General features: G+C 60.4%; 27 protein-coding genes. 9 read left to right on the forward strand and 18 right to left on the reverse strand.

From position 1 onward, the window contains the following. Nucleotides 1–59 precede the first annotated feature (59 nt). The 7 genes from KIP88_RS02970 to KIP88_RS03000 all read right to left on the reverse strand — a co-directional run bounded on the left by KIP88_RS02970 (nucleotide 60) and on the right by KIP88_RS03000 (nucleotide 4,798). Nucleotides 60–266: a hypothetical protein gene (locus tag KIP88_RS02970; protein WP_214486344.1), complete on the reverse strand. Its 207-nt coding sequence runs from the start codon at nucleotides 264–266 to the stop codon at nucleotides 60–62. Further along, on the reverse strand, nucleotides 263–1,813 hold the full coding sequence (locus tag KIP88_RS02975) for a terminase TerL endonuclease subunit (RefSeq protein WP_308163191.1): 1,551 nt from the start codon (nucleotides 1,811–1,813) through the stop codon (nucleotides 263–265). Before KIP88_RS02975 ends, KIP88_RS02970 begins: the two co-directional genes overlap by 4 nt. Beyond that, complete coding sequence (locus KIP88_RS02980; protein ID WP_214486345.1) at nucleotides 1,810–1,980, reverse strand: hypothetical protein; 171 nt, start codon at nucleotides 1,978–1,980, stop codon at nucleotides 1,810–1,812. Before KIP88_RS02980 ends, KIP88_RS02975 begins: the two co-directional genes overlap by 4 nt. Then, nucleotides 1,977–2,453 (reverse strand): hypothetical protein, encoded by a 477-nt coding sequence (locus KIP88_RS02985; RefSeq protein ID WP_214486346.1) that lies wholly within the window; start codon nucleotides 2,451–2,453, stop codon nucleotides 1,977–1,979. Before KIP88_RS02985 ends, KIP88_RS02980 begins: the two co-directional genes overlap by 4 nt. A 603-nt stretch (nucleotides 2,454–3,056) precedes the next feature. Further along, nucleotides 3,057–3,377: an HNH endonuclease gene (locus KIP88_RS02990; RefSeq protein ID WP_214486347.1), complete on the reverse strand. Its 321-nt coding sequence runs from the start codon at nucleotides 3,375–3,377 to the stop codon at nucleotides 3,057–3,059. Between the two features lie 205 nt (nucleotides 3,378–3,582). Next, nucleotides 3,583–4,146 (reverse strand): transcription termination/antitermination protein NusG, encoded by a 564-nt coding sequence (locus KIP88_RS02995; protein WP_214486348.1) that lies wholly within the window; start codon nucleotides 4,144–4,146, stop codon nucleotides 3,583–3,585. Between the two features lie 370 nt (nucleotides 4,147–4,516). Beyond that, on the reverse strand, nucleotides 4,517–4,798 hold the full coding sequence (locus KIP88_RS03000) for a hypothetical protein (protein ID WP_214486349.1): 282 nt from the start codon (nucleotides 4,796–4,798) through the stop codon (nucleotides 4,517–4,519). Between the two features lie 125 nt (nucleotides 4,799–4,923). Between KIP88_RS03000 and KIP88_RS03005 the strand changes: the two genes are divergently transcribed. Genes KIP88_RS03005 through KIP88_RS03045 form a run of 9 tightly spaced genes read left to right on the forward strand, consistent with a single transcriptional unit; the run spans nucleotide 4,924 to nucleotide 7,554 of the window. After that, nucleotides 4,924–5,232 (forward strand): hypothetical protein, encoded by a 309-nt coding sequence (locus KIP88_RS03005; protein WP_214486350.1) that lies wholly within the window; start codon nucleotides 4,924–4,926, stop codon nucleotides 5,230–5,232. Then, nucleotides 5,229–5,510, forward strand: a complete 282-nt coding sequence (locus tag KIP88_RS03010) for a hypothetical protein (protein ID WP_214486351.1) — start codon at nucleotides 5,229–5,231, stop codon at nucleotides 5,508–5,510. The genes KIP88_RS03005 and KIP88_RS03010 overlap by 4 nt, the downstream gene beginning before the upstream one ends. Then, the gene (locus KIP88_RS03015; RefSeq protein ID WP_214486352.1) at nucleotides 5,507–5,767 is read left to right on the forward strand and encodes a hypothetical protein; all 261 of its coding nucleotides are present in this window, start codon (nucleotides 5,507–5,509) and stop codon (nucleotides 5,765–5,767) included. The genes KIP88_RS03010 and KIP88_RS03015 overlap by 4 nt, the downstream gene beginning before the upstream one ends. Then, nucleotides 5,754–6,164 carry a hypothetical protein gene (locus KIP88_RS03020; RefSeq protein WP_214486353.1) on the forward strand — a complete coding sequence of 137 codons (411 nt, stop codon included), beginning with the start codon at nucleotides 5,754–5,756 and terminating at the stop codon, nucleotides 6,162–6,164. The genes KIP88_RS03015 and KIP88_RS03020 overlap by 14 nt, the downstream gene beginning before the upstream one ends. Before the next feature lie 3 nt (nucleotides 6,165–6,167). Continuing rightward, complete coding sequence (locus KIP88_RS03025) at nucleotides 6,168–6,431, forward strand: hypothetical protein (protein WP_214486354.1); 264 nt, start codon at nucleotides 6,168–6,170, stop codon at nucleotides 6,429–6,431. Nucleotide 6,432: 1 nt separating this feature from the next. Next, a complete protein-coding gene (locus KIP88_RS03030; RefSeq protein ID WP_214486355.1) occupies nucleotides 6,433–6,600 on the forward strand; it encodes a hypothetical protein in 168 nt (55 codons plus the stop codon). Then, nucleotides 6,597–6,815 (forward strand): hypothetical protein, encoded by a 219-nt coding sequence (locus tag KIP88_RS03035; protein ID WP_214486356.1) that lies wholly within the window; start codon nucleotides 6,597–6,599, stop codon nucleotides 6,813–6,815. The genes KIP88_RS03030 and KIP88_RS03035 overlap by 4 nt, the downstream gene beginning before the upstream one ends. Continuing rightward, a complete protein-coding gene (locus tag KIP88_RS03040; RefSeq protein WP_214486357.1) occupies nucleotides 6,815–7,156 on the forward strand; it encodes a hypothetical protein in 342 nt (113 codons plus the stop codon). Before KIP88_RS03035 ends, KIP88_RS03040 begins: the two co-directional genes overlap by 1 nt. Beyond that, nucleotides 7,147–7,554 (forward strand): hypothetical protein, encoded by a 408-nt coding sequence (locus KIP88_RS03045; protein ID WP_214486358.1) that lies wholly within the window; start codon nucleotides 7,147–7,149, stop codon nucleotides 7,552–7,554. The genes KIP88_RS03040 and KIP88_RS03045 overlap by 10 nt, the downstream gene beginning before the upstream one ends. Here the strand turns inward: KIP88_RS03045 and KIP88_RS03050 are convergent. From KIP88_RS03050 to KIP88_RS03100, 11 genes are all read right to left on the reverse strand, one after another. After that, complete coding sequence (locus tag KIP88_RS03050; protein WP_214486359.1) at nucleotides 7,541–8,560, reverse strand: helix-turn-helix domain-containing protein; 1,020 nt, start codon at nucleotides 8,558–8,560, stop codon at nucleotides 7,541–7,543. The genes KIP88_RS03045 and KIP88_RS03050 overlap by 14 nt on opposite strands. Before the next feature lie 130 nt (nucleotides 8,561–8,690). Then, nucleotides 8,691–9,101 carry a helix-turn-helix domain-containing protein gene (locus KIP88_RS03055; RefSeq protein ID WP_214486360.1) on the reverse strand — a complete coding sequence of 137 codons (411 nt, stop codon included), beginning with the start codon at nucleotides 9,099–9,101 and terminating at the stop codon, nucleotides 8,691–8,693. Nucleotides 9,102–9,194: 93 nt separating this feature from the next. Continuing rightward, nucleotides 9,195–9,518 carry a hypothetical protein gene (locus KIP88_RS03060; RefSeq protein WP_214486361.1) on the reverse strand — a complete coding sequence of 108 codons (324 nt, stop codon included), beginning with the start codon at nucleotides 9,516–9,518 and terminating at the stop codon, nucleotides 9,195–9,197. After that, nucleotides 9,515–9,715 carry a hypothetical protein gene (locus tag KIP88_RS03065; RefSeq protein ID WP_214486362.1) on the reverse strand — a complete coding sequence of 67 codons (201 nt, stop codon included), beginning with the start codon at nucleotides 9,713–9,715 and terminating at the stop codon, nucleotides 9,515–9,517. The genes KIP88_RS03060 and KIP88_RS03065 overlap by 4 nt, the downstream gene beginning before the upstream one ends. Further along, a complete protein-coding gene (locus KIP88_RS03070; RefSeq protein WP_214486363.1) occupies nucleotides 9,712–10,383 on the reverse strand; it encodes a DNA-directed RNA polymerase subunit alpha C-terminal domain-containing protein in 672 nt (223 codons plus the stop codon). The genes KIP88_RS03065 and KIP88_RS03070 overlap by 4 nt, the downstream gene beginning before the upstream one ends. Nucleotides 10,384–10,464: 81 nt before the next feature. Next, a complete protein-coding gene (locus KIP88_RS03075) occupies nucleotides 10,465–12,558 on the reverse strand; it encodes an AAA family ATPase (protein WP_214486364.1) in 2,094 nt (697 codons plus the stop codon). Nucleotides 12,559–12,569: 11 nt separating this feature from the next. Then, nucleotides 12,570–13,019 carry a GcrA family cell cycle regulator gene (locus KIP88_RS03080; protein ID WP_283848476.1) on the reverse strand — a complete coding sequence of 150 codons (450 nt, stop codon included), beginning with the start codon at nucleotides 13,017–13,019 and terminating at the stop codon, nucleotides 12,570–12,572. Nucleotides 13,020–13,031: 12 nt separating this feature from the next. After that, on the reverse strand, nucleotides 13,032–13,472 hold the full coding sequence (locus KIP88_RS03085; RefSeq protein WP_214486366.1) for a hypothetical protein: 441 nt from the start codon (nucleotides 13,470–13,472) through the stop codon (nucleotides 13,032–13,034). Next, nucleotides 13,469–13,855 carry a hypothetical protein gene (locus KIP88_RS03090; RefSeq protein WP_214486367.1) on the reverse strand — a complete coding sequence of 129 codons (387 nt, stop codon included), beginning with the start codon at nucleotides 13,853–13,855 and terminating at the stop codon, nucleotides 13,469–13,471. The genes KIP88_RS03085 and KIP88_RS03090 overlap by 4 nt, the downstream gene beginning before the upstream one ends. A 427-nt stretch (nucleotides 13,856–14,282) precedes the next feature. After that, nucleotides 14,283–14,594 carry a PriCT-2 domain-containing protein gene (locus tag KIP88_RS03095; protein ID WP_214486368.1) on the reverse strand — a complete coding sequence of 104 codons (312 nt, stop codon included), beginning with the start codon at nucleotides 14,592–14,594 and terminating at the stop codon, nucleotides 14,283–14,285. Then, nucleotides 14,595–14,990 (reverse strand): hypothetical protein, encoded by a 396-nt coding sequence (locus tag KIP88_RS03100; protein WP_214486369.1) that lies wholly within the window; start codon nucleotides 14,988–14,990, stop codon nucleotides 14,595–14,597. Nucleotides 14,991–14,995 lie beyond the last annotated feature (5 nt).

Below are 14,995 nucleotides of genomic sequence, written 5' to 3' on the forward strand. Positions count from 1 at the left end.
CAGCGCGTAGGATTGGTCGATCACGGCGGCGAGGCACAGGAAGAACAGCAGCGGCGCGCTCACGGCTCGGTCCGCAGCACTTCAACGGTCAGGCCTGCGGTGAGCACGATGGTCTCGTGGTCAGGGGCGATCTCCTTCCACAAATCCTTGATTCTTTGGGTCTGTTCCTTGGTGAGAAACAGCTCGGTTCGCACCACGAGCTTGTCGCCCGGCCGCAGCTCCAGTTTGGCAATCTCGAAACGGGTGACGTCGAAGTCTTTGATCATGCGATCAGCGTGGTCACATCCACCGGGCGCATCTGTTGCGCGACACCGACTGCCATCGCCAGCGCGACGAGGCCGTCAATGCGGCCACTGGACTTGTTCTTCGATAGCTTGCGGTTCGCATCGTCCTTACCTTCAACGACAGCGCAGGCCGCGCACATCGTCAGCACCGGGTGGTCGGCGTGGCAGAGCTGCTTGTCGCGGAGCAGCTCCTCCAGCGAGCGCAGCGCCGGGCTCATCGATTGCGTGCCCTGACCAAACTCGACGAAGCGGTCCTCGATCATGTTGACCGAGAAGCCTGCCTTCTCGAGCCACGGCTTCAGATGCGCCATGTTCCAGCGGTCGAACGCCAGCTTGCGAATGTTGTAGCGGTTGAACAGGTCGCGCAGGATCTTGGCGACGTATTCGTATTTGATGCTGTTGCCGTCACAGGTTTCGAGGAAGCCCTTTTGCGTCCACATATCGTAGGGTACGCGATCGGAGCGCGACTTCTCGGCGAGGCCCTCGGACGGCAGCCAGAACGTCGGCTTGACGTGCCACTTCTTGGCGTCGGGCTGGCCGATCAGCACCAGCGCGGTGAGATCAGCGACCGACGAGAGATCGAGCCCACCGTACAGCGGCGTGGTAGAGGCGAACGGCAGTACCTCGCCGCCGCAGCTCTTCCACACGCTCGGTGTGACGAAAGGGTTTGAGGCCTCCACGCGCTGATTGAGCACGAGGTTGCGAAACTCGGCTTCGCGGGCTGGCAGCCGTCGCGCATCCTCGGCCATGGCGAGGACTTCGGTCTTGTTCATGAAGATGTCGAGCGCCGGGTTGGCCTTGGCGATCGTCTCCTCATCGAACGGGTCGTCGTCCATCGGCGCAGTGTCGAAGCGCAGGATGGTGCGCGGATCGGCCCCCGTCGCGGCATCGTCGATCAGCATCGAGAGCAGATCAGCGTCGGATGGTGCCTGCGTCGAGATCACCACGGTCAGCGGTTCTTCCTGCGCGGCGGTCGAGGTCTCCATCGCTTCGTAGAGCGGGAAGCGCGGACCTTTGACCTGACCCAGCTCGTCGTGGATCGTCAGCACGGGCGACAGGCCGAACGCGGTACTGGTTTCGGCACTGAGCGCTTTGTACATGGTGCCGACGCCGGGGCATCGGAGTTCTTTCGCGCTTTCGCGGATCTTGACCACGCGGCGCAGCACCGGGCTCATCTTCACCATCTTCGATGCCCGGTCGAAAATGATCGCGGCTTGGTCTCTGGATTGCGCGCAGGAATAGATCGAGCCGTTCGGCCGATATTCCGGGCCGCACAGGTGCAGCAGCACGATGGCGGCGCACTCGACGCTCTTGGCGTTCTTGCGGCCTCTGGAGACGATGGCGCGGCGGGTACCTGCCGGGTTGCCGTAGATCGCGCGGAAATCGTCCTGCATGAACTCGGCCATCACCAGCGGCTCGCCGACGTGCTTGCCCTCGGGCAGGAACAGGTACTTCTCGCACCAGTCGATGTTGCGCTGGGCGCGCTCGGCCGGGGTCAGCGGCGGAGCGAGGATCGCGGCGTCGGTCACGGCAGCACCAGCACCGCGCCAACGATCACCAGCACCGCGCCAACGATCAGGGCGACGCTTGCCCAGTCGGTGCGCCGCCGCCAATCGCCGAAATCATCGAGCCAGTCGCGGGGCCGTCCGCGCAGCTGGTCCTGCTTGTCGGTGATCAGCTTCTCCAGATCGGTCATTGCCGCGTGCGCGACCCGGCCCGGTCTTCATCGCGGAGCTTCGATGCCCACGGCGGCTCCTCGACGTGCTCCTGCTTGACCTTCTCCCGCGTCCTGTCGGCGACGTCAGCGTCTGGAATCCGTTGCTGGCTGGTCAGGCGCAGGCGAACCATCATGGCCGTCATCGCCCTTCCCTCGCGATCGTGGAGGCTCTGCAGCTTCATCAGGCTGTTGAGGGCGTCCTCGTCGGTCGGATCGAGCAGCCCGGCCCGCACCTCCTGCAGGCACTGGCCAACCCAGCGGCTTTGGCAGATGTGGCGGCACAACTGCGCCAGCATCGGCCACGTCTCCGGGGGGAACCAGTCCGGGGGCATCCGATTGGTGAATTTGCGCCATTCGGTCCTTTCCTCCTCGGAAAGCTCCTCCAGCGGCTCAGGTTGTATCCCCGGAATGTCCGGTTTTACCTTTACGTCTTCAGGTTGTGGTTTTGTCATCTGGTTGTGTCCGGTTCCATACCTATTTCTTGGACAGTAGGTTCCTTCTAAAAACACCCTTCGGCGTAGAAGGATTTCCTTTTAAGGGAACTGCGCCGCCGCGCGGGAAAATAGTACCGCAGGAATTAATTCCACCTCCCCCCCGCCCCCTATGCCATCTACCCCCACCGGGGGAGGTCGCCTGTGCGTTCAATGGGTTAGCTTGGCACTTTGGCACACCCAACCCAAACCAACGCACCACGGGGCTCGCTAGAGAGGTATCATTCAAGGGCATGCAACCCTTTGATCTATATAGCTTATTTCGTTCGAGTTCCACGCTCCACAGCACCCCATAACTCATTGATATGGTTGAGCTATTTGGCACATAACATAGGCCGAAACGGCCTAGTATATCCTTCTCTGGAACTGGAACCCTATGAGGCCAATACAACCTGACCCTAAGGTCACATAAAGCTATACTCTCACACAAGTTGTGTTTTCAACACACAGGTAGAGTACATAGCAATATCAATAGGTTACATGCATACAGAGGGGTACATCACCCACACCCACAACCCCACATCACACAACGCTATAGGTGTGCATATAGCCTAGCAATATCAGCTACTTGACCCTGTTCCCATAGGTCGGATGCGCAGGATCTGTGGGCCAACCGTCCAGCCCTATGTCGGAGCGGAATCCCCGGTGTTCAGCAAACTTCTTACCGCTCTCGTGGCACTTTCGGCATAGTGACTGCAGCTCACCCAGCCAGAACCGATTCCAGTCTCCGCGATGGGGCTCGATATGGTCGGCGATGACGGCCTTCACGACGAGGCCCTTCTCCAGACAATGCGCGCACAGCGGATGGCTCTGCATCTGAAACCGGGCGCGCGTTTTCCATCGGCCGAGACCGTACCAATCGCGCGGGTTTTGGGGATGCAACATCAGCGCCTCGTTCAGTGAAGCGGATTAACGCGGTTTTACGATTGTCGTAAAACGAAGCCGCCAGAACCCGGCCATTCGCAGGGGACAAGCCGACAAAAGGCGCGAACGATGAAAGGCTAAATCGCTTGGGATCTGGCGGCTTTTTGCGGAGAAAAATACTGGCCTAAAGCCAGTGATGGAAACAAGCTCCGCAACTTTTGGTAGGTCAGAATGACCTACAATGTGCTGCGCTAAAAGCGGTCCTGTCTTGCCCACTAAATGTTTCGCGCTGAAAACGCAAACGATTTCTGGTAGGCGGTTTGAAGTCGGACGCAAGATCCTGAGTTGGGACAATGATGGTGACGGTTTGGCCGAGCATCTCGATCAGCACGCGCTCACGATCCTTGCCGCTCATCCCGGCGTAGATCACCTGTCGCCATTTCAGCGAACCGCGCAGGATGGTCAGCTTCTCACCGTCGCGAAACCGTGGTGGTGGCGGGAGTTGAATCAAACCGCCGCGTTCTCTGGCCTTCAGCTTCGCGATCTCCTTGCCTGAGATTGTTGCCGGGCTGTCGCCAGCCATGATCAAACCGCGCACCCCGAAGGTGGATGTGATCTGGCTCACTTCCGCGATTTGAGGGCAAAAAATATATCGCGGAAACAGTGCCGCGATTTTGCCGGTGATCTTTTTGAAGCGTGGAAGGTAGGGTCCGAGACCTTGAAGCCGGTGTTCGACGAAGGCCTCTTTCTGGGGGTTGGTGACAATCACAAGCCACTGCTCTGCCAGCATTACTACCCGTTCCCTTCCGCACAAAACCCTCGAACGAATTTCGGATGAACTCCGGGTTTTTAGGGCAAGCATTTGTGCGCAACCGAAGGTGTAGCGCAAATCGCGGCCTGTCTTCCGCGATTGCCCTAAAATCCCGGAGGGATTCGTTCTCGTCAATCGCGGAGGCCTTTTTCCGCGATTTCCGCGATTGCCTTTTCAAATCGCGGAAGCCTTGTTTTGCAGGGTTTGGCGATGTCCGAAAATAATTTTTACCAGATTGTATTTTTCCGCGATTTGCAGCGCAGCAAAACGCCTTCGTCACATTCACTCGGTGATTTTGCTGTGTCGCGCAACCCGAGCGCGCACGAAATTCCATGCGTAACGTGCATGGCTATTGGCCAACCAGCCGGGCGTTCAGACGCGGACTGCTCCAGCGGTCGGGCTGATTGATGGAGGCATCGGTGAAGTCGTCCGGGTTAAGGCGGCGGCCGAGCCGAGCCTCAAGGCACCCGATGCACAGGAAGTCCTTGGTCTCGAACATCGACATCGGCGGCATCCCGGCAGCGGCCCAGACGCGATCGTGGACCATGTACCATTCCGACGTTCGGGCACCTCGACGGCGGCGATCGTCCTTCGGTGCCGTATCGATGCCGCAATCGATGCAGAGACACATCGCGCGATCTCCAAATGCACGGTAGGCCGTTTTGTCGTTGCATAATCGTTGCACCATCTTAAAACTGTCAACACGCGAAACATTTTCCAAAAGCCAGTTGGCACTTTCGGCATAGCGGAGGAACCATGCACACCAAGGACATGCTGGCCGACGAGCTGATGAAGATCGGCCTGATGGACATGAGCCTGCAGGCGCGCGGCGGCTACTACCACGACTTCCTCTCGCCGCTCGATCTGCCCGAAGTGGCGCTCGTCACCGCGTTGGGCGCTGCCGCAACCGCACGCCCGGACAAGGCAATGGAGATCCGGGCGCTGTGCAACCGCGTGATCAACGGCGACTTCGACGCCAGCGCGGAAGAGAGCGACGAATGGGCCAAGTCGCAGGAGGGGCAGGACACCTTCCGCCAACTGATCAGGGACAGGGACAAGCCATGAAGATGTGGAATTGGATCGAGCGTCTCGTCCGCAAGCCCCAGCCCGTGGAATTGATCGTGATGCGGCTCGCCGACATGCACCGCTTTCACCCGGAGCAGATCACCGGCACATGCGCGAGCTGCGGCCATGTGGTCGGGATCTATCCGTCCGGACAGCAAGTGATGAAGCAATATCCCGACGTCAAATTGACCTGTTCAGTCTGCAAGACGCCGGGAGAGAATACACCGCTGGCACCCGGTGCCGAGTTCGAACCGTTTCAATCGATGCGCAAGCAATGAGCTATTGGTGGATGTCGTTCTGTGATCCTGACAGGCCCAAGGGCGACAAGTTTCTGGGCGCGCTGATCATCAGGGCCGACGATCACTTCGAAATGCTGAAGCGATCGTGGGCGCTTGAATTGAATCCGGGTGGCGAGGTCGCGTTCTTCGAAATACCAAAACAGTATGAGGCGCGCATCCCGTGCGACTGGATCGAGACCCGGCTGCTCACCAAACAGGAATGCCATGAATTCGAGAATAGACATGCAGATTCCTAAATTCGAAATCGGTGAGACCGTCTACAAGCACACCGGCAATTACGGCGGTCCCGGCATCGTCAGAGGCATCGCCAACGACAAGGGCCAACCGCTGCGCTATCTGGTCGGCCACGGCATCATGGGTGGTTACGGCGAGTTCTATCACGTCTATGCCGAAGGCAATTTGCGCGAGGTCGATCCCAACGCAGGCGATCTGCCGCCGCGCATGCTGCCGCCACAACGCACCGCGACCGGCAACGAGCTGCTCGATGCACTGGTCGAGGCGCACGTTCAGGTCGATATGCTGATGGCAATGGTGATCGGGCTCGACAAATCGTTCATGCCGTCGAAGTCGGCGCTGTGGCCCGAGATCGTGAAGCGCGTGGAGCTGATCCGAAAACACGAGGGCACACCCTAATCCATGGGCACCAACTCAACCGGCTGCACCGAATGGGAGCGTGATTTCGATCCCGTCACCGAGCAACCAAGGGAGATCGATATGACCTTTGCCGACGACCAACGACAAGGCAAGATCAACGCCTATATCGACGACTGGATGGTCAAGCTCAACGCGCGGGCCAAGGACTACCAGAAGCAGGGCCTGCCGGTGGAGGTCGCGATGGACCGCGCCACCTTCGACATCCGGATGGAGATCCGCAAGAGCCCACCGCTGAAGCTGGACTGATGTGGGGAAGCGACCGCAGCCGCAACCCACCAAGCGCGAGCGGCTGCACGATATTCTCGGACGTTACGGCGATGGCCTCCTCACCCGCGAACAATTCGAGGCGCTGATGAAGGCGCACAAACTGACCGACGACGACATCGATGCCTATTGCAGGGATGAACTGGAATGATGACCCGCGCTGAACATCTGGCATGGTGCAAGCGACGCGCGCTCGAATACATCGACGCGGGCGAACTCCAGCAAGGCGTCACCTCGATGATGTGCGACCTGTTCAAGCACGACGAGACCAAATCGGTCAGTGCGGCGAAGATGAAGCAGAGCTTGGAAGTGCAACTGTCCGGCGACCGCGATCAGGCGCGGCGCTTCATTGAAGGGTTCACCTGATGCCCTTCACCTGTCCGCGCTGCAAGAAGACCAGCCACCACCCGAAGGATGCGCAACACGGCTATTGCGGCCACTGCCACGAGTACACGCTGGCCGCGATGATCCTCGACATCAATCAGGAAGCGCTCGCGCGCGGCAAGCTGCCGATGTGGACCATCTTCGACAAGCCGCTGGATTTTCCCAATGGTCACATTGCACGCTGCTTCGAATACGATCAGCCCACCCAGTACGCCATCACAGGCGGGCTGGAGACGCTGCGCGAATGTCTGTCGCAATGCGGGCTGGTCTGCCTGATGCGCGGCGAGGAAGATCACCCGAGCGTGGTGGAGACGTGGACGTGATCACCGCAACCGATGCCGAGCTGGACGACCTCTATGAGCGCACCAAACTCGACCACGAGATCATCGTCGGCAGCGAGATCAGAATATTGATCGCCGAGATCCGGTACCATCGACGACACGAAGCTGAGCTACAGGAGCAACTGCGAATCGCCCAACGGTTGGAACGCATCGACACTTCGCTGGCCAAGCGCCTCGGCGACCACATCGCGCGTGATTCCGAGCTGAAGGGCTGGCTGCAGAACTGGCTCAACGCCTACAGCACCACCATCTTCCCGGAGCCGGATCTCAAGAAGGCCACTGAAGTGCTGAAGGCCAACGACATGACGATCGATTCACTGAGCGCTGAGATGGGACGCCACATCCTGACCCGCGTAATCGAGCACATCAGCAGAGAGTGAGCGTTTCATCTATCATGGCCGTTGTCGCCGAGAACCGCGTCAGCAATGGAAACGCCCAGATCGCCAGCAGGATACGCGCGTATTGCGCACGTTGCACCGTCTCGGATGGCCGCTCGCCAAACAGCCGCCGATATTCCTGCGTGAATTTGCCGGGCTGCAGGAAGCCATGCTGCTTGGCGACGTCGCGGACCAGAACGCGACCGCCCTGCTTAAGCACGCTGTGGACGGCCCCGAGCCGCTTGTTGCGGGAGAAAGTGATTGCGCCGATCCCCATCACGTCATGGAAGGCGCGGTGCAGGGTTCGCTTCGATACGTTGAAGACCGAGCACAGCTCAAAGATATGAACCGGCCGGGAGCCCGCCTCGGTCAGATAGCGGTCAACCTCGCGGACCAGCGCCATCGCCGACTGCTTCAGGCGCACAAATCCATCCTTGGCGCGGCTCAGCATCGGCCCGGTCGCCAGCTCCAGAAGGTTGAGCCGGTAGAACTCCATCGCCTCGGGCGTCAGCGTCGGGTCCTGCAGCGCCGTGAACAGAGTTTGGAAAGTGTCGGCCCGATAGGCAGCGGTTTGCGGATCGACCGCCAACACGTTCCCGACGTTGTTCCACAACTCGGCTGCGCCGGGCTGCAGGCCCTCCACAAAGCTGAACAGCTCGTCGGGCTCGATCAGCGCCACCGCATAGCGGTTGGCGTCCTCGCGGACGAAATAGAGTTCATGGCCGGGCGGGGTAATGATCTGGTCACCCGGTTTGGCCTCGACGTGGTTCACCAACGCAGGCCCGTCCTCGCCCGTCACGCTGAAGGCCCATCGACGCAGACTCAACGGCCCGCGCATCCGGATACCTTGCGTGTAGCTGCCGGTCGCTATGCCGATTGTGCCAACCTTCATGTGCTCGATGACGCCGGACATCACGCCGTTGCCGATCTGGACAATATCGACGGTCGAATCCTGAACAACGTGGCGCAATGCTTCAAAATCGGAGAATTCGACCCGGTTGATAGGCATGGCTGGCACAACGCTGGCTTTAGGACAGTTACAACCCCAGAGAGAAGAGTTTGATGCGTCTGGCGCACAAAAAGAAAAAAGCTGCTGTTAGTCCGCTCGTAAACAGCAGCTCTATTCTCGTTTGGAAAAATCATTCGTCAGATTTGGACAGTAGCGGACCGAGCACCGCGAACGCCTGCGACAGGATCAGTTCGAATTGGTCGCGGTGCGGCACGTTGGCCGCGTGGTCCCGCTCGATGTAAAAGCGATCCTCGATACGCTCGACCAACCCGTACCCGATCAGCGCATTGAGCCGCGTTAATACAGATGAACGCGGCATCTGGACACGCGATGCGACCTCGGTCGCGTTCATCGGATGGCCTTCGGCGTGACCGAGCATCACCGCGACCGCCACGAGGGTCAGATGGCAGTCGGGCTCGCTGGGCACCTTACCGGGCGGATAGATGCTGGCGTGGAACGCCATCGTCAGGTCGATGTACATCTGCGCCAGCGCGCGACGTCCATCCGGAATGGCCAGTGGAATCTGCGGTGTTGCGATCATGAAGCATATCCTCCGCGAGAGCTTGCCACTTTCTCCCGATGATTTGCTGTTAGACCCTTGATCCAGATCAAGCAACCCCAATATGGCCAAAAATCATATAGGCCGATCCGGCTCAGCCAGCCGGTCCACCACCACGCCGATGATCGACGAAGGTTGATCCTGACTGTCGCGGGTCAGAGCATGCCGAATTGTGTCAAGCGACACCCCGTGCTGCAGGCACATCGACACCAGCACTGCCCCATCGCGCGCAATCGCCTCGACCTGTTCGCCGCTCTTGCCGCCACTGATGAACACCTCGCCGGGCGTATCATCCGGGTAATACCCCACCGTGATGACGTGGCTCTTCGACAGCCCGCCGAAGTCGATCTCGAACGTCTCGCAGCGGCGGCGCATTGAGAGAGCTTTTCGTTCTGTCATTTCTCGTCCCTCAACAGGATCGCCGCGCGCCGGATCTTCTCGCCCGGCCGCTTCTCCGCGCGCGCCATCACGATGCCCCACACGACTCGCCTGACGTGCCAGCGCCCGTTGCCCTGCTTGGTGCACAGCGCCCAGCAGCCATGATTGCCCGCGCGCTTGTAGCCGGGCTGCTTGATGATGGCGTCCAACTCGCTCATGGCCGCGCCTCGGCCGGTTGCTTGCGCGCTTCGAAATCGCGCTTCAATTCCTCAAGGCACAATTTCCAGTCCCGGATCGATGTCCGTCCAAAATTCGGGAAGCGAAGCAGATCCGAATCCTTCAGCTTCATCACATCGCCCACGGTCTTGCACTCACTAACCCAGCGCCCGCCCTCATAGCGGCCGTTCTTCAAGCAGTTGGAGACGCGCGTCGGCAGATCGAGCGATTCAAGCGGCACGTCCTCGATGCGCTCGGCGGCCTGAACTGCGGCCTGTTGTTCTTCCTGCTTCCCGATCTTGCGTTCGGTCCAGATGACGATGCAGCGGACCCGGTCCGCTGAAATGCCGTATTCGCCGCCGAGCTTGCGCAACGTGGTCTTCTCGGCGCGGTAGCGTCGGGCAATTTCAGCGTCGCGCTCGCGATGGTCGGTTGGACCGTTCTTGGTTTCGAGGCCATAGCGCTTGCGGATGTAGTTGATCATCCCGGAGGCGTGCCACGGCAGTTCGACGTGATGCGCCCTTTGCACAGTGGCGACCACCTCGCCCGGCAGCATCCCCATCCGCAACAGCTTCAGGATCGTCGGCAGATATTCTTTCAGGTAGCCGGTGTACTCGTATGGCTTCGGCGGCGGCGCTGGCGTCTCGTATCCACAGTTGGGGCACTTCATGGCTTGTCCCTCAGTTGTTGACCTCTTTCCGATAATCGAAGCGCGCAACCTTCACCACGACAGCAGGGCGACAGTGATGCGTCATATCCTATCCTCGCTCACCAGCGTGCCCGGCCGGTTGGCATCGACCACGCGCAGGCACTTGCGCTCCTTGCCCTTCGATGCCGGGATGACGGTATCGACCTCGATCAGCAGGCCGGACTTCAGCCAAGTGTCGATCACCTTCTGCGGCTCGTTCTCCTTGCACGCCACGAGGCTACTGATGACGTGGCCTGCCCAGCGCTTGTTGCCCTCGCCGCGTCTGGTCTTGCAGAACAGATTGCCGGTCGGCTTTGAATCCTTGCCGATCTCGCCGATCGCGATGGCGTCGAGGATCTTGTTGGCCAGCTCGTTGGTGATGCGCGAGAAGATGCCTTCGGGCAGCCACGGCACCAGCACGCCGACTTCGTCCGGCGGCTCGGTGTCGTCGCCGTTCGGCAGCGTGATCGACTTCTTGCTGAACCACTTGGCCGCGAACGTCACCAGCGCCTGATTGGCCTTGGCGTCGTCGAAGCGCAGATATTTGTGGCGCTCCTCCTCCTCGACCTCGTAGATGACGGCCTCTTCCTTGGTCATGACGAACAGGGTCGAGACGATGCGGGCGACGCCGACCAGCGCGCTGCCGCCACGCGCACTGTCCATGTTGCCAGCCTCGGCCCCGAATTTCCGAGTGTGATGCACCAGCATCACCGCAGCTCCGGTCTCGCGCGCGATCCTGCGCCACAGCACCGCCGCCCATTTCAGTTCGCTGTTTGAGTTCTCGTCGCCCTCGAATGTCTCGGCGAACGGATCGACCACCAGCACGTCGAAGCCATACTCCAGCACGGTCGCGATCAACCGCTCCACCATCGGCTGCGCCACCACGGTCTTGGTGCGGCTGTCGGCCTTGGCAATGATGATGTCGCCGGGGGCTTCAGCGATGGCGAGCCGCTCGCGCAGCTCGGCATAGGTCGTGATCTCCATCTCCTCGCAGGCGGCATAGAGCCGCCGCCGCATCTCGTCGGTGTCGTCCTCGGAATTGATCACCAGTACCTTGCACGCCTTGCGCGGTCGCCAACCGCCCCACGCCATGCTGGTGCTCATCATGAGCGCCATCTGCAGCGTCAGCAGGCTCTTGCCGCTTCCCGGCGGTGCGACGAGGATCGAGACATTGCGCCGCAACAGCAGCCCCGGCACCACCCATTGCCGACGCGGGATGTCCTTGCCTTCAATCGGAAACGGAAACAGCAGCGGCACCGAGACAACGCCGCTCGCGGCCTGCTCGAACCAGTCCGGCGTCTTCTCGATCAACTCATAGAGCTGTTCGGCGGTCCCGCCGCGCTCGATCCAGTTGCTGACGTCGCCCTTCAGGGGCATCTCCGGCCAGTGCTTCCACAATTCGAGCACCCGGACCTTTGCCGCGATGCCCTGCAGCCCTTGCGCGACCGCCTGACCGTGGTCCTGCCCCGGCAGGATCGGACGACCGTCGGGATGAAACATCGGCTCCTTGGTCTTCGGGTGGGTCTTCTGGGGGTCTCTGTCGGGGATGATGACGACGTCGGCCCCGCGAAAGAATTCGCTCAGCTCGTCGCGCCATTTTCCGGCACCGCCGGGGTTGCACGAGGCCGGGATGCCGAGCTTCCACAGCCGGTCCACGTCCTTCTCGCCCTCGACGATGCACACGACCTTGTCGTCGTTGTCGAGGAGCTGCGGCAGCCGGTACGGCACATGGCGGATGCCCTTGACGGACCACGCCCAGCCGCCGTTGCCATCGGGCCGCCGCTGCCGGAAATCCTTGGGCTCGAAACGGCAGACCTGAAACAACAGGTTGCCGCCCTCATCGGTGTAGTCATAGGTGGCGATGATCGAGGCGCGCGGCGCGACACCGTTGCTCTGCACCGTGTCGTAGACGAAGCCGTGGCTCTTCAGCCAGTCGAGCCGTTCCGTTCCGGTGAGCTTGGTCTCGCGCGTGACGAGGTCGAGAACACCGCCGCCTTCTTCGACTTCGTGGTCATACCAAGTGCCGTTGCGCAGATCGACCGAGAACGAACCATGCGAACCATAGCGCAGCTCGACAGCCGACGACATTGCCCGATTGGGCTCGCCGAAAAACGACTGGGCTAATGGCCCTATGATCTGCGCGAACTCGGACGCCATCAACGATCATTTCATTTCGGTATGCGAGGCCACACCATGTCGGCGTGACGTCCGCAGTAGGGTCGGCCTTCGGAAAGGCTGGCATTGGGGTAACCGCAGTACAAACGCTGATGGTGCAGAGCGCGCATATCCCAGAGCGGAAAACGACAGGAGCAATCGATGAGATCGTTGATCGGGCAGCTATAGTCGAGATCGGGGATGGGCTCTGGCTTGGGAATGATCGTCGCAGTCGCGCGACGGCGCTTCTTCTTCGGTGGATCTCTGGCGGCTCTGAGCGAGACCTTGCAGGCAACGATCTCGACCCGCTTCGGCAAGCACATGCGCCGGGCTTTGCCGATCGCCGCGTTGCGCGTCACGCCGATGTCGGCGGCGATCAGCGAGAACGACAACCCGTCCCGGTACAACGCCTCCAGCCGCTCCATGCGGTCTTCGTTCCAATCGGTGATGTTGCACGTTTCCATGTCCGCACCTTTTCATTGCACCTTCATCCCCCTCAAAATCCTCCAATCGACCAGCGCCTGCACCGCCTGCTCGTAGGACCAGCACAGCGCGACGCCGTGGCCTGACGCGCCCATGAAGGAGAGAAAGTCGGACTGCTCCTCCGACACGACGCCGCCCTTGCGCTTCAGCTCCAGCCAGCAGACCTTGCCGCTGGCGTGGAAGAAACCGAAATCGGCAACGCCGGACTTCGCGCCCATGCGCTGCAGCCGCACGCCGGTCAGTGACACGCGCTTGCCCTTGATGATCTGGTGCTCGCGCAGCTCGCCGGACGGATAATGAAACCAGTACCAGTCCGGCATGATCCAGCGCCGGATTGTGTCGGCGAGCGCGCAATGCGTCTGAAACTCCAGCGGCGGCGGCAGTTGCGTGCCGCGCTGACGCTTGCCTTTGAAGAGGTTGAGCTGGCCGGTCATGCTGCGGTTCGCTCCATGTCCTTGACAATGCCGTAGAGGCGGCCGACTTCCTTCCGAAGCGATGTGAGTTCTTGAGAAGGAGCCTCGACAGGCAGCGCGGATGGTTTATCGATCTCCGCAATCGCTACGATCTCTTCAATCAGAATCTCGGTCAGCAGATAGTCGCCGTCGCCGGGCGGCCTGTGGAGACAAAAGAATTCCGAATCGATGTCGTACTCGGTGACGGCCAATCCAACAAAAGTCTTCCCGCCGCGAATAGTTATCTCCCACCAGCACCCCTCGCACACCTTGCGTTTCAGGCAATTGTCAGCGCCGTCAATCTCACAGCAACGATGCGATCTGAGGCCTTCGATGGTCCGAAGAAATTGCCTGATGTTCATCACGCCCTCCGAGCCGCAATTGGAGGAGCCCAACGATAGCCGTTCATCGTCTGATGCCAGCGCGCGTGACAGCGCGGACACAGCGGAGCGGTTGGCCATTCATCCCAATCATCGAACACACTGACAGGTGCCCAATGATGCCTTTCAACGCCATCGTTGCTGCCGCAGCGAACGCAAAATGTTTTCGCATCGACATAGTTTCTGAAGAGCGGCGCACCGGAGCGGTCAGACTCTGACAGCTTGGTATGTGCAATCGCGCCGCCGCAGAGCTGGCCACAGTCGGCACACATCAGTCTATAGCTTCGAACGGCGTTCGCCTGAATGACGGCAACGATGCCGTATCTCCGGTTTGAACAACGGCACGGCATAGTCCGATACATCTCAAGACCGCGAGCGCGAAGTTCGTGGGCGTCGAACGTGACCAAATTCATCACCACCGCCCTCCAGTCTCTGCGAAGTGAAACAGTGTACCGATAGTGATCGGCCGACGACCATCGCCACCGTCAACTGTGTAGCGCCGCCAAAACCCCCATTTGTACCAACAACCATCACGGCCCGGATACTTCGTCTCCGATTGCGCGGACCAAGTATCGAACAGATCAAATCCATCATCGCCAAGAGCGCTGTAAATAGCTGCGCCGACGCGCCACCACACATCCTGCGAGCAATCTGGCGAAATCCGCCACAAGGCATCCTCAATGTCCTGATGCGTCACGCCGCGTTTCTTTCGATGGCCGGTCATTTAGAACATGCTCTGTTGCTGTGTGCCGCCTCGGATTGCGTTCTCGACGCAAAGCCGGTGCGCCCATCGATTGGATCTCTCTGGCAGCGAGATACCGTGGCCGCCGCCGCCAGCGCGTTGCATGACCCAGCCCGCTGTCCATTGATGGATGCCGTCTGACTGCGTGTTGAGTTCGTTGCCGCAAAACTCGCAAGATGCTCGGAAGCGAGCGGGAATCGGAATCGGGCGCGGGGCCTGCTCCATTGGGATCTCCTCCGGTTTTGCTTCAGCGATATGCGCGGCGCAGTACCACGTCCCGAGTCTGCCCTTCAGGAAACTGAAGCCGACGCCGCGCGAGCCCCACGCGCCGCAATGGCAGTAGTGCAGGAAGCGCCCATGTTCGTCGAAGCCGATCATGGCGA

Origin of the sequence: Bradyrhizobium sp. SRL28 (genome assembly GCF_018596315.1) — a bacterium.
Taxonomy (GTDB): domain Bacteria; phylum Pseudomonadota; class Alphaproteobacteria; order Rhizobiales; family Xanthobacteraceae; genus Bradyrhizobium.